Origin of the sequence: Gellertiella hungarica (genome assembly GCF_014197145.1) — a bacterium.
GTDB lineage: Bacteria > Pseudomonadota > Alphaproteobacteria > Rhizobiales > Rhizobiaceae > Gellertiella > Gellertiella hungarica.
Genome location: NZ_JACIEZ010000011.1, coordinates 59,871 through 77,943, shown reverse-complemented (window position 1 = coordinate 77,943; position 18,073 = coordinate 59,871). Strand labels below are relative to the sequence as shown.

General features: G+C 62.1%; 15 protein-coding genes and 1 pseudogene. 11 read left to right on the top strand and 5 right to left on the bottom strand.

Annotated elements, in window-relative coordinates; all coding sequences use genetic code 11:
• Positions 1–134: 134 nt before the first annotated feature.
• The 5 genes from GGR23_RS19550 (at position 135) to GGR23_RS19530 (ending at position 3,406) form a co-directional block, all read left to right on the top strand.
• Positions 135–1,472 carry a hypothetical protein gene (locus tag GGR23_RS19550; RefSeq protein ID WP_183368008.1) on the top strand — a complete coding sequence of 446 codons (1,338 nt, stop codon included), beginning with the start codon at positions 135–137 and terminating at the stop codon, positions 1,470–1,472.
• 260 nt (positions 1,473–1,732) lie between these two features.
• Complete coding sequence (locus tag GGR23_RS19545; RefSeq protein WP_246365931.1) at positions 1,733–1,981, top strand: hypothetical protein; 249 nt, start codon at positions 1,733–1,735, stop codon at positions 1,979–1,981.
• A 23-nt stretch (positions 1,982–2,004) separates the two neighbouring features.
• Complete coding sequence (locus tag GGR23_RS19540; protein WP_343066707.1) at positions 2,005–2,196, top strand: hypothetical protein; 192 nt, start codon at positions 2,005–2,007, stop codon at positions 2,194–2,196.
• The gene (locus GGR23_RS19535; protein ID WP_183368005.1) at positions 2,196–2,996 is read left to right on the top strand and encodes a glycoside hydrolase family 108 protein; all 801 of its coding nucleotides are present in this window, start codon (positions 2,196–2,198) and stop codon (positions 2,994–2,996) included. Before GGR23_RS19540 ends, GGR23_RS19535 begins: the two co-directional genes overlap by 1 nt.
• A 2-nt stretch (positions 2,997–2,998) precedes the next feature.
• Complete coding sequence (locus GGR23_RS19530; RefSeq protein WP_183368004.1) at positions 2,999–3,406, top strand: hypothetical protein; 408 nt, start codon at positions 2,999–3,001, stop codon at positions 3,404–3,406.
• A 156-nt stretch (positions 3,407–3,562) separates the two neighbouring features.
• Here GGR23_RS19530 and GGR23_RS19525 read toward each other — a convergent pair whose 3' ends face one another.
• From GGR23_RS19525 to GGR23_RS19510, 4 genes are all read right to left on the bottom strand, one after another.
• Positions 3,563–4,108 (bottom strand): hypothetical protein, encoded by a 546-nt coding sequence (locus GGR23_RS19525; protein WP_183368003.1) that lies wholly within the window; start codon positions 4,106–4,108, stop codon positions 3,563–3,565.
• Positions 4,109–4,299: 191 nt separating this feature from the next.
• Positions 4,300–5,431 (bottom strand): peptide chain release factor 2 gene (gene prfB / locus GGR23_RS19520; protein WP_183368002.1). Its coding sequence is split into 2 segments (ribosomal slippage): positions 4,300–5,361 and positions 5,363–5,431, totalling 1,131 coding nucleotides; the frame shifts between segments, so codons are not numbered across the junction.
• A 119-nt stretch (positions 5,432–5,550) separates the two neighbouring features.
• Positions 5,551–8,010 (bottom strand): penicillin-binding protein 1A, encoded by a 2,460-nt coding sequence (locus GGR23_RS19515; RefSeq protein ID WP_183368001.1) that lies wholly within the window; start codon positions 8,008–8,010, stop codon positions 5,551–5,553.
• A gap of 310 nt (positions 8,011–8,320) precedes the next feature.
• Positions 8,321–9,550, bottom strand: coding sequence for an N-acetylmuramoyl-L-alanine amidase (locus GGR23_RS19510; RefSeq protein WP_246365906.1), 1,230 nt, complete (start codon positions 9,548–9,550; stop codon positions 8,321–8,323).
• A 608-nt stretch (positions 9,551–10,158) separates the two neighbouring features.
• On the opposite strand from GGR23_RS19510, the gene GGR23_RS19505 reads away from it, so the two are divergent.
• From GGR23_RS19505 to aat, 6 genes are all read left to right on the top strand, one after another.
• Positions 10,159–13,017 carry an Rne/Rng family ribonuclease gene (locus GGR23_RS19505; RefSeq protein WP_183367999.1) on the top strand — a complete coding sequence of 953 codons (2,859 nt, stop codon included), beginning with the start codon at positions 10,159–10,161 and terminating at the stop codon, positions 13,015–13,017.
• A 336-nt stretch (positions 13,018–13,353) separates the two neighbouring features.
• Positions 13,354–14,121 carry a DsbA family protein gene (locus GGR23_RS19500; protein ID WP_183367998.1) on the top strand — a complete coding sequence of 256 codons (768 nt, stop codon included), beginning with the start codon at positions 13,354–13,356 and terminating at the stop codon, positions 14,119–14,121.
• Positions 14,122–14,248: 127 nt separating this feature from the next.
• Positions 14,249–14,686 carry a type II 3-dehydroquinate dehydratase gene (aroQ, locus tag GGR23_RS19495; RefSeq protein ID WP_183367997.1) on the top strand — a complete coding sequence of 146 codons (438 nt, stop codon included), beginning with the start codon at positions 14,249–14,251 and terminating at the stop codon, positions 14,684–14,686.
• Between the two features lie 20 nt (positions 14,687–14,706).
• The gene (gene accB / locus GGR23_RS19490; RefSeq protein WP_183367996.1) at positions 14,707–15,186 is read left to right on the top strand and encodes an acetyl-CoA carboxylase biotin carboxyl carrier protein; all 480 of its coding nucleotides are present in this window, start codon (positions 14,707–14,709) and stop codon (positions 15,184–15,186) included.
• 12 nt (positions 15,187–15,198) lie between these two features.
• A complete protein-coding gene (accC, locus tag GGR23_RS19485; protein WP_183367995.1) occupies positions 15,199–16,542 on the top strand; it encodes an acetyl-CoA carboxylase biotin carboxylase subunit in 1,344 nt (447 codons plus the stop codon).
• Positions 16,543–16,549: 7 nt separating this feature from the next.
• Positions 16,550–17,167 (top strand): leucyl/phenylalanyl-tRNA--protein transferase, encoded by a 618-nt coding sequence (gene aat, locus GGR23_RS19480; protein WP_183367994.1) that lies wholly within the window; start codon positions 16,550–16,552, stop codon positions 17,165–17,167.
• 447 nt (positions 17,168–17,614) lie between these two features.
• On the opposite strand, the pseudogene GGR23_RS19475 reads toward aat, so the two are convergent.
• Positions 17,615–18,025, bottom strand: a pseudogene (locus GGR23_RS19475) (DUF2155 domain-containing protein); the annotation flags it as partial.
• Positions 18,026–18,073 lie beyond the last annotated feature (48 nt).

The window sequence follows — 18,073 nt, the reverse complement described above, 5'->3', positions numbered from 1 at the left end:
GGTAATCGCCATCGCGTTTGTTACTGTTTTCTCGAAGCTTCTCATTCTCAACGCCGCTTGAATTATGAGTCCCCTAGGTTGCGTTTAGACTCTATACGTGCTAATAAAAACCCTAAAATGTAAGGGGTCTTTGAATGCGGACGGATAGATTTTTTGGAAGCAGTATAAAAACGGTAGCTTGCGCTCTGGTTTTGTGTTTAGCTCTAATAATCAACACGGTACATATTGAAACAGGTATGCGAATTGTGCCGATTGGAACCGCTTTACTCGCGACCCCATTCGTTTTTTACATCGGGCGGATAGCCAATCTAAAGAACACATCAAAGATTGAATTTCTCGCGCTTATGTCGTTCGGGTTATTCATACTCTATTTTTTATTGCAAGCCGTAATCTACCCGGATTGGAATGTTCAAAAGCGCGCCGTCGGGGCTGTGTTGTTTTCAATCGTTCCCGGATTCCTGTTCGGCATGACCGTTTTCACCGGCGACAACAGCAGTGAAGCCAGGGGGAGAAGACTGATTGCGGTCGGTCTGCTGCTGGTATCGCACGCTTTGTTTGTTGCGCTTATTTCCCGGTATAAAGTGCCCGATCTGTGGACGGTGGAATATCCGGGCGGTCGAAGTGTCTATCAACGTATCGGCGACCTGATCGTTTTATCATTCGTGCTTATCGTGGCCATTGCGGAATCGTTCGCCGATGGCTCGCGAAGCTTTATCCGGTATTACGCAGCGGTTTCGGTCATTGCGGTCGGCTTCTTCTTTGAAGCGCAGTTGGCGGGGTCGAACGCCGCCGCTGTAATTATTCTGGCAATCTTTTTCATGTGGACGCTAATGCTGTTTATACGTTCACTTGCCCGCTGGAAAACCGAAGGTATCGGCACGGCTGTACGTATCGCCTGCGCCCACGTTCTCTATGGTGTTTTGCTCGTTGCATTGGTCGCTACAGCACAACCCTTACGGCTCTTCAACTATGCGGACGACCCACTCGGCATTAGGCGGCTGAGTAGGTCTGACGTGACCCCGAGAACAGGAACAGTCGAAAGCCAAGCTCAACCGGCGCAAATCGAAGATGGGGGTATGACAGAACCTTACTTCCAAGCGCCAAACAGCGTATCAAACCGGATGGAGATCACCCGTGATCTAATACGCGAACAACTCGCAGCGTCACCGATTTTCGGCGATCTTGGGGTGGACCTTAAACATGGCGGGTGGGGCAACTATCAACATTCATTCTTGTCTGTGCAAACTCATTTGGGTGCCGTTGGAAGCACACTGTTCTCCATAGTCGTGATTGAACGCCTTTTTTCATTATTTCGACGGCGAGGCACCGTCACGCTCAAAGCTGTTACCCCGGTGCTTCTAGTGTTCGGGATGATGGCGACGTTCTTTAGTTGGATAGGCCTCTGGTTTATGATAGGGGCACTATACGCGCGCCCGGGGGGGCGGGAGCAGGGAGAGGGCTGCTCCGTATAGTTGCGACTATCGCCCTTGGAACAGTGCACAAATGTATAGCGGCCCCTAAGTGTTTACGACCAGTATATGTGGGATCAACGCTCATAACTTCAGCGAACACTAGCGTTAGCATGTCTTAGGATCAGATTGAACGCCCTCCACAACTGTGGCCGAGCCTCTTGTCAAGAAAATTGTGCAGCGCTGCATGAGATAACTCCTGTGCTTTGCAGTCGCCCTTTCGGGGTGGGCATCATGCGCCCACTCAAGACAGGATGAATGCCGTGGCAGATGAAGTCGCAAACCCCGTAAGGCTCGCAGAGCTGCCGGAAGAAACCCGCCTCTTCCTTGCGGAAATGCGGGGTGAGGATCTCCAAACATTAAAGGACGGGCTGCGGCTGGTGATCGCTATCCGCACTGTGGGCACGTTCATGAAATGGATGATCGTCGGCACGGTCGGCCTTTTCGTCGGCTTCGTCATGGTCTGGGAAAACATCCTCAAGTTCCTGGCCTTCTTCGGCCCGCACAAGTGAAAGGTGCTGCCATGTCCCCCGCCGTGACCAGAATTCTCCTTCGGTATGCTGCCAGCGCTCTCATCGCCAAGGGAGCTCTCGCACCGGAGATCGGCAATGCCATCGCTGCCGATCCTGATGTCTTCCAGCTGCTCCAGATCGCACTCGGCTTGCTGGCCGCAGCTGTCTCGGAATGGTGGTACTATCTGGCCGTCAAGTTCGGGTGGGCCAAATAATGGCCGCCGGGAACCTCAGAAAGTGCCTCGACATCACGCTCTCGCATGAGGGTGGGCTGTCGGTAGATCGCCGTGATCCCGGCAACTGGACGGGTGGAAAGGTGGGCCATGGGGTCCTGAAGGGCACCAAATACGGGGTCGCAGCCTCGGCGCATCCATCCCTCGATATTCGGAACCTGACAAAATCTGACGTGGAGCCGATCTACTGGGAGAAATACTGGCTGCCCATTTGCGGCGACCAGCTTCCGGCCGGCATCGATCTCGCAGTCTTCGACTATGGCGTGAACAGTGGCCCCGAGCGTTCGATCAAGGCCCTCCAGAAGGTGGTAGGCGCTGATCAAGACGGAGTCATTGGTCCCCTCACCTTGCGTCGGGCGCAGCTCCTTCCACCTGTTGATACAATCAAGCGGCATTGCGCCTCCCGGATGTCCTTCCTGCGAGGCCTCCGCACTTGGCAGACGTTTGGCCGCGGCTGGTCTCGCCGGGTCGCCGACATCGAGGCCCGGGCCGTATCGATGGCCCTCACCGCGGAAGGTCTTCCTCCTGCGGTCGTGAAGGGGCGGCTCGAAGAGGAGCAGGTGCGCGCGCGCGTCGATGCGAACAACAAGACCGCCGCTGCGGGTGGAGCTGGCGCTGCGGGCGGGCTGTCTAGCGGCGCTGAGATTCTCTATGGGGACTTCGGTTGGGTCGGGCTCGCCTTGGCCGTACTCCTCGTGGTGGCGGCCATCTATCTCGCAATTCGTGTGAAGCACAGCCTGGACAGGGCAGACGCCTACGGCGAATCAGCAAAGAGAATGTGACCATGGCGAAGTTGACCGATCTCCCGGAAATCGATTCGGTCGTTGATGCGGATTACTTCTACATCTTCGACATGAGTAGCCCCGCCTCCCCCGACAGGAAGACGCCTTTCTCGAAGCTGAGGCCACCGGGCATTCGAATCACCGGCTACATGCGCTACGAGGGCAACATCACCATTCCCGCGCTTGCCGCGGGCGCGGAGGGTACCGCAACAATTGCAGTGGCTGGGGCAGCTCTGGGGGATCACGTCGTCTTCAACCTGCGAGCAGTTAATCCTGCTGGCGTCGCGATATCAGGTTGCGCCGTCACTGCTGACGGAGTCGTCTCGGTGGTGTTCAGAAATCACGCCGCAGGGGCCTATGCTGGTGCGGCCGTGGCCTGCATGGCGCTCGTCATTCGGTCGGCAGCATGACCGTTGGCGTTCCCGGCCAGATCGACCGGGAACGCACTCACTCGGGAACGCGCATCAATGATTTCATGGGGTGCGACCACATTTGTAATCAGGGGGTCGCGGGTTCGAACCCTGCCGGGGGCACCATTCTTTCCAGTCAAATCAGAAGCTTAGGCGTCACTTGCCCGTGACGACGAGATCCGTGCGGCCGATGGTGCTGTCGCCCTTGCCGTAGCCGGCGTCGGCGTTCTGCCGCATCTGCTCGTCCGCCCAGGCGCGAACGGCGGTTTCCAGCGCCGGATCGGGCTTCTGGACGATGACGGCCAGAACATAGGTCTTGCCGCAGGATTTGGTGCAATCGAAGTTGAGGACGCCTGCGGCCTTCACGGTGCCGTCGCCGGCAACGAACACGGCGCCGCGCTCCATGGCGCTGTGCGGGCGGGAGCCGGCGAAGCGGTAAAGGCCGGGCGCGACTTCCTTGCGACCGTCGTCTGCCGGCATGCCGATCACCTCCTGGACGACGTCGGAAAGGGTCATGCGGGTGCCGAGCCAGCGCACCTTCTGCTTGCCGGCAAACCGGTCGACCGCCTTCTCGAAACCCTTGGCGCCCGCGAGCGCACCGGTATCGTCGCACTGCGCGACCGTCTTCAGGCTGCATTCTGCGCCGGTGGCAACGGCGGGTGTCGCAAGGGCAAGAAAGGCGAAAAGAAGGGTCTTGTGCATGGGTGTCCCCGTGTGGCGTGAGGGCTCGAGTGCCCGATCAAGATGAAATGCAGCTCATGCCGGCCAGCAACACGATAATGAAGGTGGTCCCAAAATTGGCCGCTCCTGCACGCGCAGCGTCTTCCGACGAAAAAGCCCCGGCCCCTTTCGCGGGACCGGGGCCGGAGCTCTTGTGATGGAGAATGCCTGCCTCAGTCGATATCGGCCACCGCGGCATCTGCCTTGCCGCTGATGCGGTGGGCAAGGGCCGCTTCCATGAAGGGGCTGACGTCGCCGTCGAGCACGTCCGAGGGAGCCGTGCTCTCCACGCCCGTGCGCAGGTCCTTCACCAGCTGGTAGGGCTGCAGCACGTAGGAGCGGATCTGGTGACCCCAGCCGATATCGGTCTTCGAAGCGGCTTCCGCATTGGCTGCGTCTTCGCGCTTCTTCAACTCCATCTCGTAGAGGCGTGCGCGCAGCATGTCCCACGCCTTGGCGCGGTTCTTGTGCTGGGAACGCTCCTGCTGGCACTGCACCACGATGCCGCTCGGGATGTGCGTGATGCGGACAGCCGAGTCGGTCGTGTTGACGTGCTGGCCACCGGCGCCCGACGAGCGGTAGGTATCGATGCGGCAATCGCTCTCGTTGATGTCGATCTGGATCGATTCGTCCACCACGGGATAAACCCAGATCGACGAGAACGAGGTATGACGGCGCGCGTTGCTGTCATAGGGCGAGATGCGCACGAGGCGGTGCACGCCCGATTCGGTCTTCAGCCAGCCATAGGCATTGTGCCCCTTGACCAGCAGGGTCGCGGATTTGATGCCGGCTTCTTCGCCGTCATGCACTTCCAGCAACTCCACCTTGAAGCCCTGCTTTTCAGCCCAGCGGGTATACATGCGCAGAAGCATGCTGGCCCAGTCCTGGCTTTCCGTACCGCCGGCACCGGAATGCACTTCCAGATAGGTATCGTTGCCGTCGGCTTCGCCAGACAGCATCGCCTCCACCTGCAGGCGGCCGGATTCGGCCTTCAGGGCACGCAGGGCGTCTTCCGCTTCGGAAACGATCGACTGGTCGCCCTCTTCCTCGCCCATGGCGATGAGTTCGATGTTATCGTTCAGCTGCGTTTCCAGGCGACGCACGCCCTTGATGCTGTCTTCAAGCTGCTGCCGCTCCCGCATGAGCTTCTGTGCTTCCTGCGGGTCGTTCCAGAGGTTCGGGTCCTCTGCCTTGTTGTTCAACCAGTCCAGTCGTCTCAGCGCCTGATCCCAGTCAAAGATGCCTCCTCAGCAGGCTTACGGCCTGCTTGATGTCATCAACGATATTCTCGATTTCCGCTCGCATGGTTTCCGTTCTCAGATGTGCAGGGAAAAAATGAGCCCCGTGCATAGTTGCGCCCGGCAAGGATGTAAAGCCCTGCGGATGCGACGGCGGGGCGGTGACGGACCGTCAGGACGGGCGGGCTAGAAAAGACCACCCTCACCCGACGTGACCGCCTGATTGGCCTGCGGCGAGGCCTTGATCACGTCGTCGGGCGCAAGGGTCATGTCGGCGCCGATGACCTGATAGGAGTTGGCCGGTCCCGTGCCGGGCTTGAAATACTCGTCGATCGCCTCGGGATCGCCTTCCATGGCCTGCATGCCCGTCTTCCGGTTGACCGCGATGCGGGTGAGGCCCTCGGGAACGAGGAAATGGGTCGGCGGCGTGCCGGCGGATGCCTCGTTCATGAAGGTGTTGAACACGGGCGCCGCGAGCTGGCCGCCGGTCATGCCGCGCCCCAGCGGCGTGGGCGTGTCGTATCCGATATAGAGGCCGGCGACGAGATCAGGCGTATAGCCGACGAACCAGGCATCCTTTTCGTCGTTGGTCGTCCCGGTCTTGCCCGCGACATCGCGATCGAGCTTGATGCGGCCGTAGGCGGTACCGCGCTTGATGACGCCTTCCATCATGGATGTGATCTGGTAGGCCGTCATCGGGTCCAGCACCTGCTCGCGGTTGTCGGTGAGCACGGGCTCGGCCTGGTTCTCCCACTTCGGCACGTTGCATTCGGTGCAGCCGCGCTCCTCGTGACGGAAGATCGTCTTGCCGTAGCGATCCTGGATACGGTCGATCAGCGAGGGCTTGATCTGCTTGCCGCCGTTCGCCATCACGGAATAGGCGGATACCATGCGCAGAACGGTGGTTTCGCCGGACCCGAGCGACATGGCGAGCACCGGCAGCATCTTGTCATAGATGCCGAAGCGCTCGGCATATTCGGCGACCACATCCATGCCCATGTCGTTGGCGAGGCGGACGGTCATGAGATTGCGCGATTTCTCGATGCCGAGACGCAGCGTCGAGGGACCGGCGCTTTCACCCTCGTAGTTGCTCGGGCGCCAGACCTGGCCACCGGACACGACCTCGATGGGCGCGTCCATGATCACCGAGGCCGGGGTGTAGCCATTGTCGAGCGCCGCCGCATATACGAAGGGCTTGAAGGAGGAGCCGGGCTGGCGCATCGCCTGCGTCGCGCGGTTGAATTCGGACTGGGCATAGGAGAAACCACCCGTCAGCGCCACCACGCGGCCGGTATGCGGATCCATGGCCACGAAGCCGCCCTGTACCTTCGGAGGCTGGCGCAGCCTGTAGGCGGAGCTCGGCGCATCGCCGCCGACCGCCTCGACGAACACCACGTCGCCGGGATTGAGCACGCCTTCCGGCGACCGGGCATTCTTCACGCCCTCGCGGGCGGAATTGAAGGCCCACTTCATGTCCTCGGGGGCAATGCGGCCGAGGGTGCGCTCGGGCAGAACCTTGCCGGCGCCATCCTTCTGCGGCTGGAGGCCGATATCCACGCCATCCTTCGATGCCGACAGGACGACGGCCAGCTTCCATTGCGGCACATCGAAGAAGCCGTTCTGCTTGGCCAGCGCCTCGCCCCAGTCGCCCGAGACGTCGATGGTGGCCACGGGGCCGCGCCAGCCGCGCCGCTGGTCGTAGGACACCAGCGCATCCTGCAGCGCGCGGGTCGCATAGGCCTGCAGCGTCGGATCGAGCGACGTGCGGATGGACAGTCCGCCTTCATAGAGGGCCTTGTCGCCGTAGCGCTCGATGACCTGGCGCCGGACTTCTTCGGCGAAGAAGTCCGATGCCATGATGTAGGTGCCGGACCGGCGGGCCACGACGCCGAGCGGCTGCTTCTTGGCATCCTCGCCATCGGCGCGGGTGACATAGCCGTTCTCCACCATGCGATCGATGACCCAGTGGCGGCGTTCGAGCGCGGCATCGGGATGGCGGAACGGATGATAGTTGGACGGACCCTTCGGAAGCGAGGCCAGATAGGCGGTCTCTGCAATCGTCAGTTCGGTGACGGACTTGTCGAAATAGGTCAGCGCGGCAGCGGCAATGCCGTAGGAGTTCAGGCCGAAAAAGATCTCGTTCAGGTAGAGCTCGAGGATCTTGTCCTTGGAATAGGCCTGTTCGATCCGGAAGGACAGGATCGCTTCCTTGATCTTGCGGTCGATCGTCTGGTCGGCGCTCAGCAGGAAGTTCTTTGCGACCTGCTGGGTAATGGTCGAGGCGCCGACGGGGCGGCGGCCGGAGCCGAAGGAGCGGACGTTCACGAGGATCGCGCGGCCGAGACCATAGATGTCGATGCCCGGATGGTTGTAGAAATTCTTGTCTTCCGCAGACAGGAAGGCCGCCTTCACGCGGTCGGGAATGGCCTGGATGGGAATGAACAGCCGACGCTCGCGCGCATATTCCGAAATCAGCGCCCCGTTGCCCGCATGAATGCGGGTCATCACCGGCGGCTCGTAGCTGTTGAGCACCTCGTAATCCGGCAGCGAACTGGAAATCTTGTGCAGATACAGCCCCGCAACACCCGCTGCCAGAAGGAAGAGCAGAGAGAAGACGCCGAAGAAATATCCAATCAGTCTGACCATTGCCGGTTTGCCGATGCCTGCCTGCCGCTCCTCGTGCGGAACGGGAATTGTCGTTAGCTACGGCTTTTGCACGGCGGTTTCCCGTTTGCAAGGAATGTGTGGGAAGCCAGGGCGGAAAGCGCCCGCCTGCGTGGTTCTCCACACCCTGCCCGCCTGGCAGAGCCGTCTCCTGTACGGGTCCGGCTTACACCGCCGATTGTGCGGAAATTAGGGCTGTGGCCGGCGGCCTTAAGGTTTTCTTCATGAATTCGTCATGGCTGTTGCCGGGCTGCCGCAGGCCGGTGCGGCACGGCCGGAAAAGCCTCGCCGCTCAGCCGCCCTGCCCCGGCAGCTGGGCTTCGGGCGAGCGGTAGCGCACGATGGCATCGGCGAGCAGCCGGGCGATCAGCTTCTGACGATCGGGATCGGTCAGCTGTTCGACGTCCTTCCTGTTCGAGAGAAAGCCGAGCTCCAGGAGGATCGAGGGAATTTCCGGGGCACCCAGCACGATGAAGCCTGCGGAACGGTGGGGGTTGTTGATCAGCTCCACCTGGCCGCGGAAGGAGGCGATGATCTGCTCTGCAAGCGTGACCGCAAAGGCCTGGGTCTCGCGCCGGGTGAGGTCGAGCAGGATATCGGCCACCTCCTCCGGTTCGTCGGTCACCGCGATGCCGGCAAGCTCGTCGGACAGGTTTTCCCGTTCCGCGAGGCTCGCGGAAAGCGTATCCGATGCCCGGTCGGAAATCGTGTAGACAGTGGCCCCGCGGATGTCGCTCTGCTTCAGCTTGTCCGCATGCAGGGAAACGAAAAGGTTCGCCTTGTGCTCGCGGGCAATCGCCACACGGCGGCTCAGCGAAATGAATTCGTCGGAATCGCGGGTGAGGAAAGCCTTGATGCCGGGGCGGCCGTTCAGCTCGCCGGCAAGGGCCCGGGCAAAGGCGAGCGTGATGTGCTTCTCGACCGTCTTGCCGTCCGGGCTGCTCGCGCCGGTGTCGATCCCGCCGTGGCCGGCATCCACCGCAACAAGGAAATCGCCTTCGGAGGGCGAAGCGAGGATGGCGGGCTGCTGGACGCTCGCAGTCGCCTGCGGATCCTCCCACGTCTGCGCCGCCACGAGGGAGCGGAAGGCCTCCGGCGCAATCTTTTCGCCCTCGAGCACCAGGGCAGCACCCTTTCCTTCGGGTTGGGCCCGGATCTCCGAGCGCACCACCTTCAGGGGATGACGCAGTGCGACGACCATCCGCGCCGAGCCCTCCGACATGGTCCCGTAACGCACGCCCTTGACGATGCCCTCGCCTTCGATCGTGTTGTCGGGGCTGGCAAAGACGGTCTTCGGCAGGTCCAGGATCAGGCGCGGCGGCTGGTCGACATAGTGGAAGCTGTAGGCAGGCTTCTGGTCGAAATCCATTTCCAGCGTCATCCGCTGGTCCGTGGCGGTGAGTCGCGTGGCGGAGACGACCATAGCGGGCGCTTCTTCTCCGCCGGTTGCCCGCGCGCCCCTGAAGGAAAGAGGCGACAGCAGGACCGCCACCGCAAGTAGAATGCCCCCAACCCGTTTCATCTGGCCTCCCGAACGCCGCATTTCGCGCCTTCCTAGCAGGATCGAGGCGCCGACCGAAGCCCAAAACGACGATGCCGCGACAGGCTGCGCCGCGGCCGAGCAATGCTAAAATTATTACAATATTATGGCAAAACCGGCTTTCCCCTTGCCATTGTCGCGGTTTGACCATACAAGGCAAGACGGGACAAAAAGTGTGAACGGGATAGAATTGCGGCAACAAGGCAGCCAACGATCTGGCGCCATCGGCCCGCTCTTCATCCGCCGTGGTGACACCAAAGTCCCGGAACTGGATCACGAACACCGGCCTGGCCGGAAACAGAATTTTCGGTGGCGAGCCACCGAACGCTCCAAGGAGCACAATCCATCGGACCCTTCCCGGGTCTAAACTTAGTCAGTCTCGTATGGACCGAAATGGTGTCGCGGCAGATCTTGTCACAGTTGAGCAGCGCTGAGGGAGGAAACATCCCCGCCCCTGCTTCTCTGCCCGCCAGCCAACCATCTCCATCGAGAACATCTATTTCCGGCGCATCACCTGTCGCATATCACCACCGGGCCTCATGGCACGGTAGGCATGCACCCGGCCTGCTGCGCCGAGGAGCACAGGTTACATGGCAGACAAAATGCTTATCGATGCGTCTCACTCGGAAGAGACGCGCGTCGTTGTCGTTCGCGGGAACCGCATAGAAGAATTCGACTTCGAATCGCAACACAAGAAACAGATCCGCGGAAACATCTACCTCGCCAAGGTTACCCGCGTAGAACCTTCCCTTCAGGCGGCCTTCGTTGACTACGGCGGAAACAGGCACGGCTTCCTGGCCTTTGCCGAAATCCATCCCGATTACTACCAGATCCCGCTGGCGGATCGTCAGGCGCTGCTGCGCGCGGAAGCCGAAGAGCATCGCCGCGACGACGACATCGAGCACGTGGAGACCGGCACCGATCTTTCCGACAACGAGACGGATGCAACCGCCGCGACGACGGAAGATGCACCGCAGGCCGTAGAGGCAGACACCGCCTCGGAGGATGCAGCACCCGTCGAGGCGAAGGTCGAGAAGCCCAAGAAGCCGCGCCGCACCCGCGCGAAGAAGAAGGTTGCCGAAGAGACCGTGGCCGAAGAGGCCGCCGTCGAGGCGGACGCCACCTCCTCCGACCCCGACGGTGACGACTCCACGCCCGGCGAAATGGCTGCGATGGTCGATTCCGACTCCGTGTCCGAGGAAGCCCGCCCGCGCCACGACGATGACGAGGACGATGACGACGACGCCGATGAAGGCGAAAAGGAAGTCATCGAGTCCGTCGGCGCGGAAGACGCGATGGAAGAAGTGCCGGACCGCATCGTGCGCAAGCCGCGCAAGCAGTACCGCATCCAGGAAGTGATCAAGCGCCGGCAGATCCTGCTGGTGCAGGTCGCCAAGGAAGAGCGCGGCAACAAGGGCGCGGCGCTCACCACCTATCTCTCGCTTGCCGGCCGTTACTCGGTTCTGATGCCGAACACGGCGCGTGGCGGCGGCATTTCCCGCAAGATCACCAACCCGCAGGACCGCAAGCGCCTCAAGGAGATCGCCCGCGGTCTCGACGTGCCGCAGGGCATGGGCGTGATCCTGCGCACGGCCGGTGCGAACCGCACCAAGGTCGAGGTCAAGCGTGACTTCGAATACCTGATGCGCCTCTGGGAAAACGTGCGCACGCTGACGCTGAATTCCACGGCGCCCTGCCTCGTCTATGAAGAAGGCAGCCTGATCAAGCGTTCGATCCGCGACCTCTACAACAAGGATATCGGCGAGATCATCGTTGCCGGCGAGGAAGGCTATCGTGAAGCGAAAGACTTCATGAAGATGCTGATGCCGAGCCACGCCAAGGTGGTTCAGCCCTATCGCGACATTCACCCGATCTTCTCGCGCAACGGTATCGAGGCCCAGCTCGACCGCATGCTGCAGCCCCAGGTGACGCTGAAGTCCGGCGGCTACATCATCATCAACCAGACCGAAGCGCTGGTGGCGGTGGACGTGAACTCCGGCCGCTCCACCCGCGAGCATTCGATCGAGGATACCGCCCTCCAGACGAACCTCGAGGCCGCAGAGGAAGTGGCACGCCAGCTTCGCCTGCGCGACCTTGCCGGCCTGATCGTCATCGACTTCATCGACATGGAGGAGAAGCGCAACAACCGCGCCGTCGAGAAGCGCCTGAAGGATTGCCTGAAGAACGACCGCGCCCGCATCCAGGTCGGCCGGATCTCGCATTTCGGCCTTCTGGAGATGTCGCGCCAGCGCATCCGCGCCTCGGTTCTCGAAAGCACCACCCAGGTCTGCTCGCATTGCGGCGGAACGGGCCATGTGCGCTCGCAGTCCTCCATCGCGCTGCATGTCCTGCGCGGCATCGAGGAATACCTGCTGAAGAACACGACGCACAACATCACCGTGCGCACCACGCCGGACATCGCGCTCTACCTCCTCAACCAGAAGCGCACGACCATCACGGACTATGAGAAGCGCTTTGGCGTATCGATCTTCATTTCGGCAGATGCCAATGTCGGCAGCCAGCACTTCGCCATCGATCGTGGCGAAGCCGTCGAGAACCCGGTCAAGATCGAGACCCTGATCCACTTCGAGCCCGAACCCGAGGAAGACGACGTCGTCATCATCGAGGAGGAGGCCGACGAGGAGGAAATCGTCGTCGAGAAGGCTTCCGACGCCCATCATCCGTCCCGTGCGGAAGGCGGGGAAGGCAACCGCAAGCGCAAGCGTCGCCGTCGTCGCCGTGGCGGCAAGGGCAATGGCGAGCGCGGCGAGGATGCCGGCTTCCAGTCGGAACATCAGTCCAACGCCGATTTCGGCGGTGAAGACCAGGACGACGATGCCGACGACGCCGAGGGCGAAGAGGGCGACAAGCCCGCGCTTCAGTCCTCCGAAAGCGAGGAAAGCCAGCGCCGCAAGCGCCGCCGGCGCGGCAAGCGCGGTGGCCGCCGCAATCGCGAGGAAGGCGCCGAGGGCACCGGTGAGGCACAGGCAGTGACTTCGGGCGAAGCGGACGCAGACGAGGCCGGATCCACGGAAGAACCGGATCGCACCGAAGCCGAGGTCATCGAGGCCGTGGCCGAGACGCTAGCTGCGGAAGCACCGGAAGCCACGGCGGCCGTCGAAGGCGTCGCCCCTGCTCCGGAAGCAAAGCCTGCCAAGCCGCGCCGCAGCCGCGCCAAGAAGGCTGCGGCCGAACCCGCACCGGTCGCAACCGAGGACGCAGCCCCCGCCGAAGAGGCGCCGGCACCGGAGGCGCCCGCCGAGGACGCTCCTGCGGCGGAAACCGCAGCAGCCGAGGAACAGGCAGCGGACGATGCTGCAAAGCCCGTGCGCGCCAATCGCGGCTCGAACATCTCCACCTCCGAACCGGTCGTGAAGTCCGCGGCCGGCGAGGAAGCAGCCGACAAGCCGAAGAAGGCCGGCTGGTGGTCTCGCCGCGGCTTCCTCTGAGAGCGCGCCGGGGATAGACTTCCCGAGATCAGGCCGCTCCCGATAGGGAGCGGCCTTTTTCTTTGTCCGTCGCCGCTCAGAGATTGATTCAGGTGCTTGCGAACCTGATTCCGCATTTACGGACAAGATGCTGTAAAACAACCGTTTTCCCATATCCTTGTCGGTCGACGAACCGGCGGAAAACGGCCACATTGTCCCTTCACTTTTGCGCGAAGGCGCGCCGGTCGCTGCGCTTTTCGGTTTGAGCTCGGGCCGGAACGGCTTATAGCTCGACAAACGGATTGCGGGGGCGGACAGAGGTTGCCCTTGTGCGCCCATGAGACGAACGAGGATCGTATGGCCCTGAAACTGAAGACCCTTATTGCTACCGGATGCGTGATGCTCGGCGCTCTTGCCGCCGCCCCCCTCGCCGCCAACGCGCTGGACGACGCCCAGAAAAAGGAATTCGGCGCATTCATCCGCGAGTATCTGATCAGCCATCCGGAAGTTATCCAGGAGGCGCAGGCTGCGCTCGAGAAGAAGCAGGCCGATGAACAGGCCCGGGCCGTGACGGAAGCTGTCGAGCGCAACAAGGATGCGATCTTCAATGCGGCCGACGATGTCAATCTCGGCAATCCGAAGGGCGACGTGACTGTCGTCGAGTTCTTCGACTACAACTGCGGCTACTGCAAGCAGGCCCTTCCGGACATGAACGCGCTTCTGGAGAAGGACAAGAACATCCGCTTCGTGCTGAAGGAATTCCCCATTCTCGGGCCGGATTCGCTGGCCGCGCACCGGGTTGCCGATGCCTTCCGCAAGCTGAAGCGCGACAAGTACAACGACTTCCACCAGGCGCTTCTGGGAGGCCATGGCCGCGCGACCGAAGCCCGGGCCATCGAGATCGCCACCTCGCTCGGCGTGACGGAGACCGAAATCCGCGACATGATGAAGAAAAGCCCGGCGGACGACTCCATCCGGGAGGCATATCGCGTGGCGCAGGAGCTCGGCGTCAGCGGAACCCCCTCCTACGTGATCGGCAACGAGCCCGTTTTCGGCGCGATTGGGATCGAGGAACTGAGCGCGAAGGTTGCAAACGTCCGCGCCTGCGGGAAGATCACCTGCTGAAATTCCGACAAATTCGACTTTTAAGCGCTTCCCCGCTTGTGGACAATGCCGCAAGTGGGGCAAGGCTCTTTCCCTTGCAGGACAGGCGGTCTATAGGTGACCGTCGTGTCACAAGTCGGAATTTGCGATGGCTCAATCGGTTTATGTGCTGAACGGTCCCAACCTGAACATGCTGGGAAAGCGTGAACCGGGGATCTATGGCGGCCAGACGCTTGCCGATATAGAGGCTGCCTGCGTCGCTTGTGGCAAGGAACTCGGGCTCGAGGTGGTGTTCCGGCAGACGAACCACGAAGGCGTGCTGGTGGACTGGCTTCATGAGGCTGCCGACAAGGCAATGGGTGTTGCAATCAATCCCGGTGCCTATGGCCACACTTCGATCGCACTCCACGACGCCATCCGGGCCATTGGCCTGCCGGTGGTGGAGCTGCACCTTTCCAACATTCACGCGCGGGAGGAATTCCGCCACAAGACCATGACCGCACCCGTCTCCAAGGGCGTGATCTGCGGTTTCGGACCATACAGTTACATCCTGGCGCTCCACGCGCTGGCCAATGTGACGCGATAAGAAGAACAAAGGGATTATCCATGGCAGAGAAGAAATCCGGCATTGACCAGGCGCTCATCCGCGATCTGGCGAACATCCTGAACGATACGGACCTGACGGAAATCGAAGTCGAGCAGGACGACCTCCGGATCCGCGTCTCGCGCACCCCGGCCACGCCGCACTACATTCAGGCACCGATGGCTGCGGCCCCGGCTCCCGTTGCTGCAGCCGCTCCGGCCGCACCGGCCGCCGCCCCTGCAGCGCCGGCCGCTCCGGCCCGCAACCCCGCCAATGTCGTCTCCGCCCCGATGGTCGGCACCTGCTACATGGCACCGGCCCCGGGCGCACGCCCCTTCGTCGAAGTGGGCGCGACCGTCAAGGAAGGCCAGACGCTGCTCATCATCGAGGCGATGAAGACCATGAACCAGATCCCGGCGCCGCGCGCCGGCAAGGTCACCGAAATCCTGGTCGAAGACGGCCGTCCCGTGGAATACGGCGAAGCGCTCGTCGTCATCGAATAAGGCACCGAGCCCATGGTTTCGAAAATCCTCATTGCCAACCGCGGCGAAATCGCCCTTCGCGTGCTGCGCGCCTGCAAGGAGCTCGGCATTCCGACGGTGGCGGTCCACTCGACCGCCGATGCCGATGCGATGCATGTGCGCCTGGCTGACGAAAGCGTCTGCATCGGCCCGCCCCCGTCGCGCGAAAGCTACCTGAACATCCACCAGATCGTGGCGGCCTGCGAAATCACCGGTGCGGATGCGGTTCATCCCGGCTACGGATTCCTCTCGGAAAACGCCAAGTTCGCCGAGATTCTCGATGCACACGGCATCACCTTCATCGGCCCGACCGCGGAACACATCCGCATCATGGGTGACAAGATCACCGCCAAGAAGACGGCCCAGGAACTCGGCATTCCGGTCGTTCCCGGCTCCGATGGCGAGGTGAAGCCGGAACAGGCGCTCGAGGTGGCCCGCAAGATCGGTTTCCCCGTGCTGATCAAGGCGACCGCCGGCGGCGGTGGCCGCGGCATGAAGGTGGCAAAGACCGAGGAGGACCTCGACGAGGCGATTTCCACCGCCCGCGCGGAAGCGGCTGCGGCCTTCGGCAACGATGCCGTCTACATGGAGAAATATCTCGGAAAGCCGCGCCACATCGAAATCCAGGTGGTGGGCGACGGCGAAGGCAACGCGATCCATCTCGGCGAACGGGACTGCTCGCTGCAGCGCCGCCACCAGAAAGTCTGGGAAGAGGCCAATTCCCCTGCCCTCAACGTCGACCAGCGCATGAAGATCGGCCAGATCTGCGCCGATGCGATGAAGAAGCTGAAATATCGTGGCGCCGGCACCATCGAGTTCCTCTACGAGAATGGCGAGTTCTATTTCATCGAAATGAACACCCGCCTGCAGGTGGAGCATCCGATCACCGAAGCCATCACCGGCATCGATCTGGTGCATGAGCAGATCCGTGTCGCTTCGGGCCGTGGGCTTTCGGTCACCCAGGAAGAGATCACCTTCTCGGGTCACGCCATCGAATGCCGCATCAACGCGGAAGATCCCCGGACCTTCGTACCCTCCCCGGGCACGATCACGCATTTCCATGCCCCCGGCGGCCTCGGCGTCCGCGTCGATTCCGGTGCCTATGCCGGCTACAAGATCCCGCCCTATTATGACAGCCTGATCGGCAAGCTGATCGTGCATGGACGCACCCGCGTCGAATGCATGATGCGCCTGCGCCGGGTGCTCGACGAATTCGTCGTGGACGGGATCAAGACCACGCTGCCGCTCTTCCGGGAGCTGGTCTCCAACCAGGACATCGCCAATGGGGATTACGATATCCATTGGCTCGAGCATTATCTGGCCAACAACCCGGCCTGAGTGAAAGATGGGCAGAAAGCGCAGCGGATATCAGCCGATAACACCTGATGTCCTGCTGCGCGCCTATTCCATCGGGATGTTTCCGATGGCCGAATCCGCAGACGATCCGGAGCTTTTCTGGGTCGAGCCGGAAATTCGGGGCATCATTCCCCTCGACGATTTCCACGTCTCGCGCAGCCTTGAGAAGGCGATGCGCCGCAAGCCTTTCGACATCAGGGTGAATACCGCGTTCGAGGCCGTGATGGCCGGTTGTGCCGCGGCGGCACCGGACCGTCCCTCCACCTGGATCAACGACACGATCCGACAGCTCTACACCGCTCTTCACCGCTTCGGTCACGCCCATAGCGTCGAGGCCTGGGAAGGCGATGAACTCGTGGGAGGGCTTTACGGCGTTTCGCTCGGCTCCGCCTTTTTCGGCGAAAGCATGTTCTCCCGGCGCACCAATGCATCGAAGATCTGTCTCGTGCATCTGGTGGAGCGGCTGCGCGCCCGCGGCTTCACGCTTCTCGACACGCAGTTTACCACCGAACACCTGAAGACGTTCGGCGCGATCGACGTGCCGAAAGCGGATTACGCACGGCTGCTCGAGGCAGCCATGGCGAATCCGGATATTCCCTTCGACTGAGAAAAAAGCCAGCTTTTACTGGAAGCCGCCCTGCCCGCCCCCCGGCTGACCGGGTTGCGGCTGCGGCGGAGGCGGAAATGCACCATCCGGGGCGGGTTCAACGAAGCCGTCGTCCGGAACCGGCACCGGTTCCGGCGGCAGGCCGAAGCCGGAATCGGGCTCGGGAAGCGGCGGAAGCTCCTCCGGTATCGCCGCATCCGGCGGAGCGGGAAGCTGATCCACCGTCGCCCCGTCCTCGAGCGGGGGAAGCGGCGCGGGCTCCACGTCCTGGATCGGCGGTTCGGTGCCGGGTGCGGGCGGCGGCGGGCTCTGCGGCTCCACCTGGCCCTGTTCGGGCTGGCCGGGATCGACGGGAACCGGCGACGGAGAAGCATCCGTGGCGGGGGCCTGATCACCTGCCGGTTTCGGCGGCGCCTTCGGCTCGCTCGGGGGGATCTTCAGGTCCTTCGGCGGCGGCACATCCGTTTTCTGCTTGCACTCCTTCAGCCAGACGTCGAAGATCGGATGCTCGATCGCGTTCAGCGCGGGGCTGTCGGCAAACATCCATCCGGTGAAGATGCGGCGGATCTTCCGGTCGAGCGTGATCTCATCGACCTCGACGAAGGCATCCACGCGCTGCGCTTCCGATTCGTCGCGGTTGTAGCAGGCCCGCGGCGTGACCTGCAGGGCGCCGAACTGCACGGTTTCGCCGATATAGACATCGAAGGTGGTGATGCGCCCGGTGATCTTGTCGAGACCGGAGAAGGATGCGACGGGATTGCTGATGCGTGCGGCTTCGGCGGAAGGGGCGGATGACAATGCCGCGAGCGCCGCCACCGGCAGCGCCTTTACCCATCCACTCGTCTTGCTGTTCGTCATCAGGCCGTCCTTGCCATTCCGGGTGAAGCGCCTCGGGAGCGCCTTCCG

Bases quoted from the DNA above. Each gene is read 5' to 3' on its own strand.
- GGR23_RS19525 (WP_183368003.1), bottom strand. From the start codon at position 4,108: ATGCACAAGACCCTTCTTTTCGCCTTTCTTGCCCTTGCGACACCCGCC.
- accB (WP_183367996.1), top strand. From the start codon at position 14,707: ATGGCAGAGAAGAAATCCGGCATTGACCAGGCGCTCATCCGCGATCTG.
- GGR23_RS19530 (WP_183368004.1), top strand. From the start codon at position 2,999: ATGGCGAAGTTGACCGATCTCCCGGAAATCGATTCGGTCGTTGATGCG.
- GGR23_RS19535 (WP_183368005.1), top strand. From the start codon at position 2,196: ATGGCCGCCGGGAACCTCAGAAAGTGCCTCGACATCACGCTCTCGCAT.
- accC (WP_183367995.1), top strand. From the start codon at position 15,199: ATGGTTTCGAAAATCCTCATTGCCAACCGCGGCGAAATCGCCCTTCGC.
- aat (WP_183367994.1), top strand. From the start codon at position 16,550: ATGGGCAGAAAGCGCAGCGGATATCAGCCGATAACACCTGATGTCCTG.
- GGR23_RS19510 (WP_246365906.1), bottom strand. From the start codon at position 9,550: ATGAAACGGGTTGGGGGCATTCTACTTGCGGTGGCGGTCCTGCTGTCG.
- GGR23_RS19505 (WP_183367999.1), top strand. From the start codon at position 10,159: ATGGCAGACAAAATGCTTATCGATGCGTCTCACTCGGAAGAGACGCGC.
- GGR23_RS19500 (WP_183367998.1), top strand. From the start codon at position 13,354: ATGGCCCTGAAACTGAAGACCCTTATTGCTACCGGATGCGTGATGCTC.
- aroQ (WP_183367997.1), top strand. From the start codon at position 14,249: ATGGCTCAATCGGTTTATGTGCTGAACGGTCCCAACCTGAACATGCTG.
- GGR23_RS19515 (WP_183368001.1), bottom strand. From the start codon at position 8,010: ATGGTCAGACTGATTGGATATTTCTTCGGCGTCTTCTCTCTGCTCTTC.
- GGR23_RS19550 (WP_183368008.1), top strand. From the start codon at position 135: ATGCGGACGGATAGATTTTTTGGAAGCAGTATAAAAACGGTAGCTTGC.